Annotated in this window: 12 protein-coding genes and 1 riboswitch; all 12 genes read left to right on the forward strand. The window is 48.3% G+C overall.

Annotated features, from left to right (window positions below; genetic code table 11):
- Positions 1-265 precede the first annotated feature (265 nt).
- The 12 genes from pta to KNQ18_RS11950 all read left to right on the forward strand — a co-directional run bounded on the left by pta (position 266) and on the right by KNQ18_RS11950 (position 13,697).
- Positions 266-1,252 (forward strand): phosphate acetyltransferase, encoded by a 987-nt coding sequence (gene pta / locus KNQ18_RS11895; protein ID WP_149426655.1) that lies wholly within the window; start codon positions 266-268, stop codon positions 1,250-1,252.
- Positions 1,253-1,322: 70 nt separating this feature from the next.
- A riboswitch (purine riboswitch) is annotated at positions 1,323-1,422 on the forward strand.
- 75 nt (positions 1,423-1,497) lie between these two features.
- Positions 1,498-2,082 (forward strand): xanthine phosphoribosyltransferase, encoded by a 585-nt coding sequence (locus KNQ18_RS11900; protein WP_023466757.1) that lies wholly within the window; start codon positions 1,498-1,500, stop codon positions 2,080-2,082.
- Entirely contained in the window at positions 2,079-3,380 is a 1,302-nt protein-coding gene (locus KNQ18_RS11905) for a nucleobase:cation symporter-2 family protein (protein ID WP_215084922.1), read from the forward strand. The genes KNQ18_RS11900 and KNQ18_RS11905 overlap by 4 nt, the downstream gene beginning before the upstream one ends.
- A 221-nt stretch (positions 3,381-3,601) precedes the next feature.
- Positions 3,602-4,978: an amino acid permease gene (locus KNQ18_RS11910; protein ID WP_035399195.1), complete on the forward strand. Its 1,377-nt coding sequence runs from the start codon at positions 3,602-3,604 to the stop codon at positions 4,976-4,978.
- 120 nt (positions 4,979-5,098) lie between these two features.
- Complete coding sequence (locus KNQ18_RS11915) at positions 5,099-5,398, forward strand: rhodanese-like domain-containing protein (protein WP_023466762.1); 300 nt, start codon at positions 5,099-5,101, stop codon at positions 5,396-5,398.
- A 155-nt stretch (positions 5,399-5,553) separates the two neighbouring features.
- A complete protein-coding gene (locus KNQ18_RS11920) occupies positions 5,554-7,533 on the forward strand; it encodes a methyl-accepting chemotaxis protein (RefSeq protein ID WP_149426656.1) in 1,980 nt (659 codons plus the stop codon).
- Between the two features lie 168 nt (positions 7,534-7,701).
- On the forward strand, positions 7,702-8,889 hold the full coding sequence (locus tag KNQ18_RS11925) for a DUF2157 domain-containing protein (protein ID WP_149426657.1): 1,188 nt from the start codon (positions 7,702-7,704) through the stop codon (positions 8,887-8,889).
- Complete coding sequence (locus KNQ18_RS11930; RefSeq protein ID WP_047391952.1) at positions 8,886-9,329, forward strand: GDYXXLXY domain-containing protein; 444 nt, start codon at positions 8,886-8,888, stop codon at positions 9,327-9,329. Before KNQ18_RS11925 ends, KNQ18_RS11930 begins: the two co-directional genes overlap by 4 nt.
- Before the next feature lie 373 nt (positions 9,330-9,702).
- The gene (locus KNQ18_RS11935; protein ID WP_215084931.1) at positions 9,703-10,560 is read left to right on the forward strand and encodes an SAM hydrolase/SAM-dependent halogenase family protein; all 858 of its coding nucleotides are present in this window, start codon (positions 9,703-9,705) and stop codon (positions 10,558-10,560) included.
- On the forward strand, positions 10,557-11,108 hold the full coding sequence (locus KNQ18_RS11940) for an ECF-type riboflavin transporter substrate-binding protein (RefSeq protein WP_149426659.1): 552 nt from the start codon (positions 10,557-10,559) through the stop codon (positions 11,106-11,108). Before KNQ18_RS11935 ends, KNQ18_RS11940 begins: the two co-directional genes overlap by 4 nt.
- Before the next feature lie 70 nt (positions 11,109-11,178).
- The gene (locus KNQ18_RS11945; protein ID WP_215084933.1) at positions 11,179-12,882 is read left to right on the forward strand and encodes an energy-coupling factor transporter ATPase; all 1,704 of its coding nucleotides are present in this window, start codon (positions 11,179-11,181) and stop codon (positions 12,880-12,882) included.
- The gene (locus KNQ18_RS11950) at positions 12,873-13,697 is read left to right on the forward strand and encodes an energy-coupling factor transporter transmembrane component T family protein (RefSeq protein ID WP_149426661.1); all 825 of its coding nucleotides are present in this window, start codon (positions 12,873-12,875) and stop codon (positions 13,695-13,697) included. Before KNQ18_RS11945 ends, KNQ18_RS11950 begins: the two co-directional genes overlap by 10 nt.
- Positions 13,698-13,700: the final 3 nt, after the last annotated feature.

Here is a 13,700-nt window from a genome sequence, read left to right on the forward strand (position 1 = left end):
AAAGGTCTTTGTCCATGAGATCGTAACACATGAAAAAAGCAGAGAGTGGGTAAAAGGGGAAGTGGAGATTAAGTTGCTTGGAAATAGTCTCTGTACCATTCTTGAAAATGACTGTAATAGTCAGTGAATATGGCTTCAGTGCTTTTGTTAGATAACTTTTTTGCAAATTGTTTTAACAACGATTGAGAACTGTGTATAATAAACGATGGAAAAGAAAATCGATCAAATCGACGACGTCGTGTTTACCTAAAAAGGAGAGAAACTCATGCAATTATTCGATATGTTAGAACAAAAGATTAAAGCGCACCAACCGAAAATCGTCTTCCCAGAAGGAATTGACGCGCGTGTTCTTGGCGCAGCTGTCCGTTTGAAGAAAGACGGTCTCGTCACACCGGTCGTCATCGGACCACGTGTACAAATCGAAGAAACAGCAGCAACAAACGGAATCGATGTCACGGGACTTGATACGATTGATCCTGCTTCTTACGCTGGAATTGATGAGCTCGTCGCATCGTTCGTTGAGCGTCGTAAAGGGAAAGCAACAGAAGAGCAAGCACGTGCTGTCATCTTAAAAGACGTGAACACGTTCGGTACGATGCTCGTTCACACAGGGCAAGCAGAAGGTCTTGTATCGGGTGCGATGCACGCAACAGGCGATACAGTTCGTCCAGCACTTCAAATCATCAAAATGCAAGAAGGCTATAAAAAAACATCAGGCGTCTTCATCATGGTACGTGACGATGAGCAATACGTCTTCGCAGACTGCGCAATCAACATCGCACCAGATGCGAACGATCTAGCAGAGAACGCAATCGCATCTGCGAAAACAGCGAAAACATTCGGGATCGATCCGAAAGTGGCATTGCTCAGCTTCTCGACAAAAGGTTCAGCAAAATCACCAGAGACAGAGCGTGTCGTTGAAGCAACACGCATTGCTAAAGAACGTGCACCAGAGCTTGCGATCGATGGGGAACTCCAATTCGATGCTGCATTCGTTCCAAGCGTCGCGAAATCAAAAGCACCAGAATCAGATGTCGCAGGTCAAGCGAACGTCTTCATCTTCCCAAGTCTTGAAGCTGGAAACATTGGCTACAAAATCGCACAACGTCTTGGTGGATTCGAAGCAATCGGTCCGATCCTTCAAGGTTTGAACAAACCGGTCAACGATCTTTCACGCGGTTGTAACGAAGAAGATGTTTACAAACTCGCGATCATCACGGCAGCACAAGCGGTCGAAGAACGCCAAGCCTAAGTACGGTGTGAAAAAGTCTTTACTTTTTCGCTAAACCCCGTACAATGGTACACATCACGAAAATCACGAAACGTAAACGTATAGCAACGCTCGTATAATAGTGGGAATTGGCCCACGAGTCTCTACCGGATCGCCGTAACGGTCCGACTACGGGTGGTGAGTTACTGCTCTCTTTTTTGGCGTACAGTGGCTGCCCCCGGGTAGCGGCTGTACGTTTTTTCGTTTTTAAAGAGGAGAATGCATGTATGAAACGTCTACACGACATGATTAATCAAGAGGGAATCGTATTATCGGATCAAGTATTGAAAGTGGATGCCTTTTTAAACCATCAGGTCGATCCGACCTTGATGTGGGAAATCGCCTATGAGTTCATGGATCGCTTCCAAGATGCCGGTATCACGCGGATTTTGACGATTGAAGCAGGTGGTATTGCCCCGGCAATGATGACGGCGCTTCGTTTAGGGGTACCAATGGTCTATGCCCGTAAGACGAAATCCGTCACCTTGAATGAAGGAACGATTTCAGCTGAAGTCTTCTCGTTTACGAAACAACAGACGAGTACGATTACGGTTGCAGAAAAATACCTACAACCGGGTGAACGAGTTCTGATCATCGACGATTTCCTCGCGAACGGAGAAGCGGCATTTGGTCTCGCTCGCCTCGTTGAGCAGGCAGGTGCGGAAGTTGCTGGTTTTGGAATTGTCATTGAAAAGTCGTTCCAACCGGGACGTCAAAAGTTAATCGAAGCCGGGTTCCGCGTCGAGTCACTCGCTCGCGTGGAGTCATTGAAGGATGGAAAAGCGACGTTCGTTGACTCGGTGACCGTATGAGACTATCGAACTTCAAAGCCGCTAGTCTCGGACTTCAGCATGTGCTTGCGATGTACACAGGAGCAGCTGTCGTTCCGCTGATCGTTGGTAGTGCGATCGGATTGTCGGGAGAAGAACTTGCTTATTTAGTTGCGATTGATCTCTTCATGTGTGGCGTAGCGACCTTACTACAAGTGCTCGTCACGAAATATACAGGCGTCGGTCTTCCTGTCGTCCTCGGTTGTACCTTCACCGCAGTCGGTCCGATGATCGCGATCGGTAGTCTTCAAGGGATTACGGCGATTTATGGTGCTTTAATTGCGAGTGGTTTGATCATTCTCGTCATCTCAGGCTGGTTTAGTAAGATTGCAGTCCTGTTCCCGCCAGTCGTCCTTGGTTCTGTCGTGACGATCATTGGGATTTCCTTGATTCCGGCTGCAATCAACGATATCGGGGGCGGACAAGGGGTGAAGGACTTTGGTGACGCACGTTATCTTGGACTCGCCGGACTAACGATCGTCTTGATTTTAATCTTGAATCGCTACGGCACGGTCTTTTCAAAAGCAGCAGCCGTCTTGATTGCTGTAATGATCAGTACACTCGTCGCGTTTGGCATGGGGATGATCGACTTCAGTCCGGTGGAGGAAGCGTCATGGTTCCAAATGGTGACGCCATTCTACTTCGGTGTTCCGACATTCAATGCGACGGCGATCTTGACGATGACGCTCGTTGGTCTCGTCTCAATGGTCGAATCGACAGGTGTGTTCTTGACACTTGGTGAGATCACGGATCGCCGTTTGACGGATAAAGACCTAGCACGTGGCTACCGGGCAGAGGGTGTCGCGACGATTGTTGGCGGTATCTTCAACAGTTTCCCGTATACGACATACAGCCAAAACGTCGGTCTCGTTCAATTGACTGGCGTGAAGACACGTAAAGTCATTTTATTTGCGGGTGGATTTTTAATCTTGCTCGGTTTCTTACCAAAAGTGGCGACGTTCACGACGTTGATTCCAAAACCTGTGCTAGGTGGGGCAATGTTGATCATGTTTGGAACGGTCGCAGCGAGCGGGATTCGTATTCTGTCGCGGGTCGATTTTTCGAAGAACGAACACGTCATCACGGTGGCACTCGCGCTCGGAATTGGTTTAGGAATCAGTATGAATCCTGAGATCGTAGCCGGTCTCCCGTCACAAATCCGTGTCTTGACGGACAGCCCAATCGTCGCAGGATCGCTAACGGCATTATTGCTAAATGGAATCTTCCGATTGACGAGTAAGTCGGAGTCAGTAGACGCGCCACTTGCTAAAGTTGATTAACAATTGTAACTTTCCGAAAGGAGCCGTCCTGTATACTACTTAGTAGCAGGAGGTTCCTTTTTTTATAATGCTAACGTAATCAGAATATTCCGAGTATGTGATTTTGGTAAGAAATATCATATGAAAACGTTTACAAAATCGACACATCTTCTTTATACTGACAACGTAGCGGTACGGGGAACTGCTAAGAAACAAACAGAGACGGGAAGGACGTCGTAAAAATGAAACAACAGACAGAGTTGAATCGGGGACTGGAAGAACGTCACATTACACTGATGTCGCTGGGGGCGGCAATCGGTGTCGGACTCTTCCTAGGGTCAGCAAAAGCGATCCAATTAGCAGGACCAGGGATTTTACTTGGTTATCTGATTGGTGGTGTCATCATTTTCATTATCATGCGAGCACTTGGGGAGCTTGCAGTGCGGGAGCCGGTGGCTGGTAGTTTTGCGGAGTATGCCCGGAAGTATGTCAGTCCACTAGCTGGCTTTTTAACAGGTTGGAATTATTGGTTACTCTGGATTTTTACGTGTATGGCGGAAATCACAGCAGTCGGTATTTACATGAAAGTATGGTTCCCGGATTCTCAGGGGTGGGTATGGGCACTAGCAGCACTTGTCTTGATGACGAGCATCAACTTCATTGCTGTTAAATTTTATGGTGAATTCGAATTTTGGTTTGCGTTGATTAAAATCGTCGCGATCGTCGCCATGATCATCTTAGGGACCTTGACGATTGTCATTGGTCTTGGAAACGGCGGCACACCGGTTGGAATTTCAAACCTGTGGTCACATGGTGGATTCCTGCCGAACGGATTCGGTGGAGTACTCCTTGCCATGCAGATGGTCATGTTTGCGTTCTTAGGAATTGAAGTGATTGGGGTCACAGCAGGGGAAGCGAAGAACCCGAAGAAAACGATTCGAAAAGCCGTCAATAACGTCTTCCTTCGGATTTTAGTATTCTACATCGGTGCGCTCTTCGTCATTTTATCGATTTATCCGTGGGATCAAGTCGGAGCGAACAATAGTAGTCCGTTCGTATTATTATTTGATTCACTTGGTATTCCAGCAGCAGCCGGCATCATCAACTTCGTTGTCTTAACGGCAGCACTCTCGTCATGTAACTCCGGTATCTTCTCGACAGCCCGGATGATGATGAACTTATCCGAGAACAGTGAAGCACCACGTCGTTTCTCGAAAATCTCGAAAAACGGTGTCCCGGCACTGGCGACGATTCTTTCAGGTGTCGCGTTGCTCGTTGGTGTCGCTTTGAACTACTTCTTACCGGAAGATGTCTTTGCGATCGTTACGAGTATTGCGACGTTCGGAGCCGTCTGGACGTGGGCAATGATTCTGATCGCCCAGATGCGGGCGCGGAAGGTACATGGTTCAGCAGAATTCGCTGTTCCATTCTTCCCGGTCGCGAACTACATTGCCCTCGCGGCACTTGCTGGTGTCATCGTCTTGATGGCATTTGACGCAAGTACACGCATCGCTTTGGTCGTTGGACCACTATGGTACGCGATTCTGATTGCTGTCTATTATGCACGGGGAATGCATAAGGAGACACGTCAGTCGACGCGTCGAGCATCAGGAGAATAATGAGATGGGCGGATCCGCAAACGGGTCCGCTTTTTCATCACTTCGTATCAAACGGTTTCGTTTTGTTTTGATGATGAATTTGCTACACTTACGGCAGAACCATACAGGAGGTCATACGAAATGAAAACGATTCATGTAGATGAGTTACAAGAGCGATTAGAGGCAGGCGAGGCGTTACACGTCGTTGACGTCCGGGAGCAGGATGAATACGATGCAGGACATATTCCGAACGTCCGCTTCCTTCCGATGTCTGAAATCGGTGAACGCTATACGGAGCTGCAAGAAGGTGAAACCTACTACTTAATCTGTAAAGCGGGCGCGCGAAGCGAAAACGTCGGTCGTTTCCTCGAGCAGTATGGATATGATATCGTCAACGTCGAAGGCGGCATGATGAACTGGAAGGGCGATCAAGAAGCATAAGGGTAAGCGTTACCAAGGAAGACGACTCCATACGGGTCGTCTTTTTTTCATGTGAATCAATGAACGATTATTATTTTTACTATGAATATTCTTCGCTGTTCTTCCGATAAAGAAGGTAGAATAGCGAGTCCTTGCACTCGGGAATGGAGTGACACATGGAACAAAAGATCAAACGCACGATGAGCATCAAACAAAAATTAATTCTGACATCAATTCTCCTATTAGTAATTCCAGCACTTGTGATCGGATTTGTTGCCTACAATCAGGCGAAACAAACGATGACGGAGCAAATTCTACAATCGGCACATGGTGGAGTCGATCGGATGAATGATGAGATTCAGAATATCATTGATCCGATGCGACGCGATGTCGCCTTTTTTGCGGACCGGATTGACGGAACGCTTTATCAAAAAGGAAAACAAAATGCAGCGTTGAAGGAAAAAATGACGGAATATCTCGATATGCATCCGCAGGCAGCGAACATCTATTTCGCGACGACGGAAGGGGATATGAACATTTTCCCGGAACAGGTCATGCCTGAGGATTATGATCCACGTGAGCGTCCCTGGTATCAATCAGCGGAAGCAGCAGGTGGAAAAGTCGTCATCACCGATCCTTACGTTGATGCGGCCTCAAACAAGATGATGGTCACGCTCTCGCAGACGACGGGCAACGGAAGAGGTGTCGTCGCGATTGATGTCGATGTCGACCGCATCGCGGAAATCGCGAAAAAGATTAAAATCGGTAAGGAAGGTTATGTGACGATTCTCGATTCGAATAAAAAGTTCGTCACGCACCCAACGTTAAAACCAGGTGAAAAAGCGACAGGGAACTGGGTTGCACCACTCTATGCGGATCCAGCTGGACAATTTTCGTATGAATTCGAAAATGAAGGCAAACAGATGGACTTCATGACGAATGATTTGACGAAGTGGAAGGTTGCCGGAACCCTGTACGATCATGAAATCACCGATGCGACGTCGAGCATTCTTTGGACGACACTTGCTGTCATTGGCGGAATGTTACTCGTCGCAGCCGTCTTCATTTACTTCATCCTTCGCTCGATTCTTCGCCCACTCGGTCATTTGACACGTGGAGCAGAACGGATTCAGTCTGGTGATTTAACGGAACCTGTCATCGTTGAATCAAACGATGAAGTTGGACAGGTCGCACAAAGCTTTAACGTCATGGTCGACTCACTCCGCTCGATCATCATCAATCTCGATCAGTCGATCACACAAGTGGCCGGTTCGTCACAGGAATTAATGGCGAACTCTGCCCAGACGACGTCCGCATCGGAACAGATTGCGGGATCGATTCAACAGGTTGCAGCGGGGGCAGATCAGTCAAAACGTCAACTCGATGCGAATGCGGTCTCGCTCCAGTCGATTACATCCGGCATCATGCGGATCGCTGAGAGCTCAACAGATGTGTCAGAGCTATCACGTTCAACGGCAACAGAAGCTGAGAACGGGACGGTTGCTGTCCTGCAGAACGTTAAGCAGATGAAAGAGATTGATGCATCTGTTCAAAACTTTGGTGGCGTCATCAGTTCACTCGCCCATCGTTCGAATGAGATCGGAAAAATCGTCGATGTCATCAACGGCATTGCCGAACAAACAAATTTATTGGCATTGAACGCGGCGATTGAAGCGGCACGTGCAGGCGAAAACGGAAAAGGCTTCGCCGTCGTCGCAAGCGAAGTACGGAAACTAGCAGAGCAGTCACAGGACTCAACGAAGCAGATTGCGCAACTCATTCAAAACATCAAGCAGGAGACGGATCAATCAGTCACGATGATGAAGGAAGTCTCAGGACAGACGAAAGCTGGCTTGTCGACGACAGAAGCATCAGCAGAACGATTCCAGAAGATTCTCGAACGGACGCAAGAGATGACACCGCGGATCGAAGACGTGACGGCAACTGTCGAGGAAATCGCAGCGAACGTTCAAGAAGTGTCAGCGTCTGCGACAGAAATCGCTCATATCGCGCAAGAGAATTCATCGGCGTCGAAACAAGTGGCGGCAACGACGGAAGAACAGTTGAGTGCGATGGAAGAGATTTCGCAATCCGCTAAAGCATTATCCGATATGGCAGAAGAGCTACAGGTACTCGTTGCTCGTTTCCGTGTTTAACCTATCGATTATACAAAGCAAGGAAGCTAGTTTTCCTTGCTTTTTTTCGTCTGTCACTATTCTGTGACGAACTGAACAAATAGCTTGGAATCCTTGTGAATCCGGGCTTGAGACGGGGTTAAAACGGGAAAATAATAAGTATCTAACACTTCGAAGGAGGTGGGTACGGTGAAGCAGTTACGCAAGATACGTGAGTGGCAGGATGCGGGTCTGTTGGATGAATCAACCGTCGAACGAATCATGAACTACGAAAAGCAACATTCAACGAAACAACGCCTCCCGCTCTTGTTGATTGTTGGAGGGACCTTCGTCGTCTTGGCTGTATTCAGCTTTTTAGCTGCCAACTGGCAAGCGATGCCGATCGGCTGGAAAATCGGACTTGTCGTAGCACTCATGTGGATTTGTTACATCATGGCGGATCTTTCGGAACGTCGTCGTATTCTTCATCCGGTCGTCTTTCGAATCGGTGGAATCCTAGCGTTTGGCGCCTCGATTCTCGTAGTTGTTCAAAGTTTTCACTTGCCGATGGAAGGATCACTGCTCAGTTGGTGTATGTTTGTCGCCGCATTAGTGCATTATATGCTTTGGCGTCATGAAGCATACGGTGTCGTAGCCTTCCTTTCCGGATGGACGATCTTCACGAGTCTCGGTGGTTTTGGTCAAGAACAGGCGAGTTATCTCGACTGGACGTCGTTCGGTCTGATGGTCGTGCTGTCGTTCAGTTGGTTTTACTTCAGTCAACGTCTGCCATCGCTTTTGTTTAGCTGGCTGTTTCTCTTCTTCAGTGGTCTCTCCTTGTTTCTCCTTGTATCATATGACGGATTCCTGTGGCCGGTCTGGACGCTATTTTTACTCGTTCCAGTTCTCTGGCTTGTTCGTGAGGAGTCCAATCGCCGGATCGTCGAAATGGTCTATCTGGTCGTTGCTGCCATCAGTTCGATCGTCTATCTGTCTGTACGTGCGGAATCAAATGCCGCATTACCATCCATGACAGAAGCGATTCTGCTAGCTATCGTATCCATCGGGTTAGGAATTTTCCTCTATCAAAAACGTCGCTCCTTATTGTTTATCGTTCCGCTTGGATTCGTTGGAGTCCTGTGGCTTGATGAACAGGCCATTCTACTCGCCATTCTCGTTGAACTATCCGCGCTACTGTATCTGTTGTATCAAGAACGTCGTCATGCCGTCATCTGGCCAGCCTTCCTCTATTTCATTCTCGTTCAAATCGCGATATACGTCATCTATGCGTGGGATCGTTTAAACATGTCTTTGTTTTTCCTCATCGGTGCGCTCCTCATCTTCCTATTGTCCGGTGTCTTATGGTGGTTACGCCGTAGAGGAGGTGTGACGTCATGAAGCGCTATCTAATGCCTGTATTGCAGACGTGCGCCGTTGGTCTGTTGATCGTCAGCTTTTTTGCGACCTCCTGGTTCGGAACATCGTACCGTTTTCGGGCAGAGCCGTTTGATCCGTTTGATCCCGTTTACGGTGAATACGTGATGCTTCAGTATCCGGATTTAAAACCAGGTCCGACGATTCAAAATGGACGTGTTTATGTCAGCTTCAAGACAGATGCTTCTGGTTATGCTCAAATCGACCGGATTTCGAATGAACGATTCTTCGGAAGTGTTGCTGGCGACTATTACGATCAATACGTGTCGATTCCACAGTTGACGCAGTATTATGTCGAACAGGGAAGCGGAAAACAATACGAGAAAGCTAAAGCACTAGAAGTCCGTGCGGATGTGTCACCATGGGGAACGATCCGGACGACGAATTTAAAAATTTCTGAATAAAAAACCTTGCGTCAGGAATGAAACGGTTGTACTATTAATTTAAATTTTCAGACAACTAAATCTGCATGCGTAGACGGGAAGAGTAAAGTGATCAGAAATCGATAGAGAGTCTCTGTTGCTGGAAATGAGACGATTTCGTCATTTGAAGATGGTCCCGGAGCAGTCGGAAGAACGTGAACCGTGTTCATCAGTAGAACCGACCGGTAGGACGGATACCGTTAGCATTCCATGGAGTCTCGTACTCCTAGAGGTGGCTGAACGTGAGTTGAGCCATGAACGAAGGTGGTACCACGTGATCAGACATCACGTCCTGAGAGATGAGGGCGTGGTGTCTTTTTTTGTGGGGACGTTCGCGCAGGAGGAGGATGACGAGATGGCAGAAGCATTGGTATTGCAATCAGACTTTGGCGTGAGTGACGGGGCAGTGAGTGCGATGTATGGAGTAGCCCACAGCATCAATCCAGAGATTCGGATTTTTGATTTGACGCACGACATTCCGCCCTTCCACATTTGGGAAGCGTCCTATCGGTTACTGCAGACGGTACCGTACTGGACGGAGCAAACGGTGTTCGTTTCTGTTGTTGATCCAGGAGTCGGATCAAGTCGAAAGAGTGTCGTCGCGCGGACGCATGCGAATCAATACATCATCACACCGGATAATGGGACGTTGACGCATCTTTGGCAAGCCGGATACATTGCTGAAGTGAGGCAACTCGATGATCGACGGCATCGCTTACCGCGGATGGGGGAATCGTATACGTTCCACGGACGAGATATCTTTGCCTTCACGGGAGCTCGATTATCAAGCCATGTCATCACCTTCGAGGAAGTGGGACCTGTTTTACCTGCTTCGGACATCGTTTTGCTCGACCGGACACTTGCCTCGTCGTCGGATACCGGTGTTACCGGTATCGTCGAGATTCTCGATGTTCGCTTCGGAAATGTCTGGACGAATATTCCGGTCGCTCTCGTCCGTCAGGCGGGTCTCGACATCGGTAGCCACGTCAAGGTAACGATTTCGTACCGAGAACGGATTGTTTACGAACAAACACTGCTCTTTGGTCATTCGTTCGCCGATGTGCCGGTTGGTTCAGGCGTCGTCTACATCAACTCGCTGGATCAGATTGCTCTTGCCTTGAATCAAGGTTCGTTTGCGCATGCATTTGAGGTTGGAATCGGAAATGATTGGAGTGTTGACGTACAACAAATCAAAGGAGGAGATCGAACATGAAGGGATTTACGACAAAACAGATTGTCGCAACCGGGATCGGAGCAGCTGTATTCATCATTTTAAGTCGATTCGCTGCGATTCCGACAGGCGTACCGAACACGTCGATCGAGACAGCCTATGCATTTCTCGCATTCATGGCAGTTTTGTTCGGACCGGTCACAGCCGGTTTGATTGGTTTAATCGGTCATGGATTAAAAGATGCGATTTTATATGGTTCCCCGTGGTGGAGCTGGGTCATCGTCTCCGGCTTCGTCGGGTTTGGTATCGGATTGATCGCTAACCGGATTCGCTTAGAAGAAGGTGGATTGACGACACGTAAAATCGTCTTATTCAATGCGACACAAGCCATCGTGCAAGCGATCGGTTGGATTATCATTGCACCGGTACTCGATATCTTAATTTACACGGAGCCAGCGAACAAAGTCTTCGTCCAAGGGGCTGTCGCTGCGACATCGAACATCTTGACGGTCGGTGTCATTGGAACGTTGTTGCTAGTCACCTATGCGAAAACAAGAAGTAAAGCAGGCAGCTTGAAACGCGAAGCTTGACCGAATGAGCTATGATCCTGTGCGAAGAGACGGCAGGATCATAGCTCATTTAGCTTGGGGGGAGAAGGACATGACAAACGTAATCGAATTTCAGGATTTTTCATTTACATATCGGAGTCAGTCGGAACCGACACTCCGACAGATTCAGTTAACGATTCAAGCAGGCGAACGCATCTTAATCGTTGGACCGTCGGGTTCAGGAAAAAGTACGCTCGCCCAGTGCATCAATGGGTTGATTCCGTTCTCGTACCCGGGAACGTGGGAAGGACAGGTCCTGATCAAAGGGCAGGATGCCCGGGAGTTATCGTTATTTGATCGTTCGCTGCATATTGGAACGGTGTTACAGGATCCAGATGCGCAGTTCGTTGGTTTATCGGTTGGCGAAGACATCGCCTTTGCGCTCGAAAATAAACAGACTGGGCGACCGGAAATGCAGGAGATCGTCGAACGCGTCGCACGGATGACGGATGTCGAGACACTCTTGCAAGCACGATTGAATGATCTATCAGGAGGACAACGACAACGGGCGGCATTAGCCGGAGTCCTCGTCGAAGATGCGGACATCTTACTGTTTGATGAGCCGCTCGCGAATCTCGATCCGGTAGCGGGACAAGAGGCGATGGCGCTTATGGATCGACTGCAACGTGATACGAATCGCACATTGATCGTCGTCGAACATCGAATCGAGGATGTACTCGTCATTCCGTTTGACCGCATCATCGTCATGGTCGACGGCGAAATCATCGCTGATGATCATCCGGATGTCATCTTAAGTAACGGAAAACTGCAAGAAGCGATCTTGCGTGAACCTCTCTATGTCAGTGCCGCACGCTGGGCTGGGCTTGCCGTTCAACCTTCAGATCAGCCTAGCCGCATCGATCCCTTTTTAAAGCGATTCAACCAGACGAACGTGTTAGAGCGTTTAGAGAAAGCACCCCAAAAAGAGGTTGCAACCTCTACTTCATTGCTTGAACTTGAGCAGTTGGCGTTTCATTATCGTCAAGGAACGCCGGTGCTTGAGAATGTGACGGCGACTTTTCAAAAAGGAACACTGACGACGATCGTTGGTCAGAATGGTGCCGGAAAATCCACGCTTGCGAAAGTGTTGAGTGGTTACCAACGGACGACAGGTGGTCGGATCCGGCTTGACGGAATCGACATCACGAACCAATCGATCGCAGAGCGAGCAGGAACGATCGGATTCGTTCTGCAAAATCCGAATCATATGATTTCGAAGCACCTCGTGCAGAAGGAAATCCGCTACGGGATGCAGGCGCTCGGACTGAGTGAGGCGGAAGAAAACGAGCGTCTCGAGCAGACATTACGTCGTTGCGGATTATATCCGTTTCGTAATTGGCCGATCCAAGCACTGAGTTTTGGTCAGAAAAAACGAGTGACGATTGCTTCGATTCTCGTTCGACGACCGGATATCTTGATTCTCGATGAACCAACAGCCGGTCAAGATTATCGGCATTATTCGGATATGATGGACTTTTTAGAAGGATTGAAGCAGGACGGAATGACGTTACTCATCATCACGCACGACATGCATCTCGTCTTAGAATACAGCGATCAAGTCTGCCTCGTGCAAGCTGGGCGTATCCGTTATGCTGGAACATCATTTGGACTGCTGAATCAAGAACAATTGCTGCATCATGCCCATTTAAAACAAACATCGCTCTTTACGCTAGCGCAACACCTCGAAGTCGATCCGGAACGATTCGTCGAGTCCGTGATTACGGCGGAGCGAAAGGAGCGGGAACAATGGCTGTAGAAATGCTTGGCTATATTGAAAAAACGTCACCGATTCATCGATTGACGGGAACGACGAAACTGATCGGATTCTTATTATTTACGACAGCAACGATGTTCACCTATGATACACGTGTCTTACTTGTAATGGGGTTAGTCAGTATCGTGTTATTCCGATTGTCGCGTATCCAGTTTCGGGAAGTCCGCTTCGTCTTGATCTTTACAGCGATTTTCGTCCTGATTAATGCGCTCGCTGTTTATCTGTTCGAACCAGAGCAGGGCGTGGCAATCTACGGATCGCGTCACGTCTTACTTGAAGGAATCGGACGATTTACGATGACCGCAGAACAATTATTTTATCTGTTCAATTTAATCTTAAAATACAGTGTGATCGTTCCGATTGCTGTGTTGTTTCTCGTCACGACCCATCCGACGGAGTTCGCTTCTTCTTTGAATCGGATTGGTGTTCCGTATAAGATCGCATTTGCGGTCTCCTTAGCGCTCCGTTATATTCCGGACGTTCAAGCGGATTTTCGGACGATCGCGAACGCTCAAGAAGCACGGGGGATTGCCGTCTCACACGGTTCCCTTTGGCAACGGGCACGTAATAGCATCCAGATTTTACTTCCGTTGCTATTTACGAGTCTCGAGCGGATTGAGACGGTCAGTAACGCGATGGACCTCCGTGGATTCGGTGCCGGACGAAAGCGGACGTGGTACAACCAACAGACGATGACACGAATCGATTATGTCGCAATCAGTTGTATCGTACTATTGACGATTTTTTCGTTCGTCGTCACCTTTCATGATGGCAATCGCTTTTATAATCCGTTTTAAAAA

Source organism: Exiguobacterium sp. s78, from assembly GCF_018618985.1.
Taxonomy (GTDB): Bacteria; Bacillota; Bacilli; order Exiguobacteriales; family Exiguobacteriaceae; genus Exiguobacterium_A; species Exiguobacterium_A abrahamii.

What these genes read in the sequence shown, in the direction of transcription:
- pta (WP_149426655.1), top strand. Translation starts at nt 266, where the DNA reads ATGCAATTATTCGATATGTTAGAACAAAAGATTAAAGCGCACCAACCG.
- KNQ18_RS11900 (WP_023466757.1), top strand. Translation starts at nt 1,498, where the DNA reads ATGAAACGTCTACACGACATGATTAATCAAGAGGGAATCGTATTATCG.
- KNQ18_RS11905 (WP_215084922.1), top strand. Translation starts at nt 2,079, where the DNA reads ATGAGACTATCGAACTTCAAAGCCGCTAGTCTCGGACTTCAGCATGTG.
- KNQ18_RS11910 (WP_035399195.1), top strand. Translation starts at nt 3,602, where the DNA reads ATGAAACAACAGACAGAGTTGAATCGGGGACTGGAAGAACGTCACATT.
- KNQ18_RS11915 (WP_023466762.1), top strand. Translation starts at nt 5,099, where the DNA reads ATGAAAACGATTCATGTAGATGAGTTACAAGAGCGATTAGAGGCAGGC.
- KNQ18_RS11920 (WP_149426656.1), top strand. Translation starts at nt 5,554, where the DNA reads ATGGAACAAAAGATCAAACGCACGATGAGCATCAAACAAAAATTAATT.
- KNQ18_RS11930 (WP_047391952.1), top strand. Translation starts at nt 8,886, where the DNA reads ATGAAGCGCTATCTAATGCCTGTATTGCAGACGTGCGCCGTTGGTCTG.
- KNQ18_RS11935 (WP_215084931.1), top strand. Translation starts at nt 9,703, where the DNA reads ATGGCAGAAGCATTGGTATTGCAATCAGACTTTGGCGTGAGTGACGGG.
- KNQ18_RS11940 (WP_149426659.1), top strand. Translation starts at nt 10,557, where the DNA reads ATGAAGGGATTTACGACAAAACAGATTGTCGCAACCGGGATCGGAGCA.
- KNQ18_RS11945 (WP_215084933.1), top strand. Translation starts at nt 11,179, where the DNA reads ATGACAAACGTAATCGAATTTCAGGATTTTTCATTTACATATCGGAGT.
- KNQ18_RS11950 (WP_149426661.1), top strand. Translation starts at nt 12,873, where the DNA reads ATGGCTGTAGAAATGCTTGGCTATATTGAAAAAACGTCACCGATTCAT.